At 31.4% G+C, this 1,117-nt stretch carries 1 pseudogene; it reads right to left on the bottom strand.

Annotated features, from left to right (window positions below):
- Positions 1-874 (bottom strand): annotated as a pseudogene (locus UC75_RS22360) (RNA polymerase factor sigma-54); the annotation flags it as partial.
- Positions 875-1,117: the final 243 nt, after the last annotated feature.

Below are 1,117 nucleotides of genomic sequence, written 5' to 3'. Positions count from 1 at the left end.
CCTGCCAATGTAAATCTTTTTTAGAAACTACTACATCTGGGATTTGATAATCTGATTCTTGTTTATCAAAATCCATACCTGGATAAGGTTTCAATGTTTTTAAGAGATTGATTGCAAACTTTAATTGGTCTTTTGTTAAACCCGTTTGTTTGAGTAATTTATTTAAATCATTTGCTATCAAAAGCTCATAATATTGCAATAAGCTTTTTGCTTCGTTTAAATATTCAACATCTTTTGGTAGAAATTCGAGTTGTATTTTTAAACATTCCGCTAAATTACGTGAACCGATCCCTAGTGGATCAAGCCGTTGAATATGCTTTAAGACAACGAGAACCTCATCTTCTTCAATGTCTTCTTCGATATCCATCTCATTTAATAATTGTTGGGCAGCTAAAATTATTTCTTCTATTTCAGCATCCAAGAAACCTTTATCATCTAATGCATCAACAATACAGTAAGCAATTAATTGATCTATTTTAGAAAAGTGCAAAAGATTAACTTGTTCTAAAATATGTTCCTTTAGAGATAATTGAACTTGACGATTATCCTCTCTCTCTTCAAATTCTGGAGTAGCCAATGCTGTTGATTGATGAGTATAAATATCATCCCAATCAGTATCGACTGGTAAATCATCAGGCAAATGGTTTGCATTTAATTCAGTTGTTAAGTCATCTGATTCTTTGCTTTCTAATACAGATAGGCTTTCTGTTATTGATTCTTCTTCTATTTTTTCAAGTAAAGGATTACTATCTAGTTGAATTTGAATTTCCTGTTCAAGCTCTAAGCTAGAAAGCTGTAACAAACGGATCGCCTGCTGCAATTGAGGTGTTAACGATAAAGAATTCGCAACTTTCAACCCAACAGATAATTTCATATTTTAGATTCCATTAAACAAGCAAAAATCATGCCTACTTAATATTTATAACATATAGTTTCTATTTATCATATATATTGGTGTGAAATTTCCAGAAGAAAAAGTGGATCTTTTAATGAAAAATTTTGCCGGATAGCTAATTAAGATGTAGGCCTTGAAGCCATTTCTAATTTAGAGCGGGTTCGAAATTTCGCTTCCTGTAGTAAAAAAGGACTCATATAGAGTCCTTTTTTATTGTCTTAT

The sequence above is a fragment of the Acinetobacter sp. V2 genome, from assembly GCF_001188385.1.
Lineage (GTDB): Bacteria > Pseudomonadota > Gammaproteobacteria > Pseudomonadales > Moraxellaceae > Acinetobacter > Acinetobacter oleivorans.
This window is presented reverse-complemented; position numbering and strand designations above follow the sequence as displayed.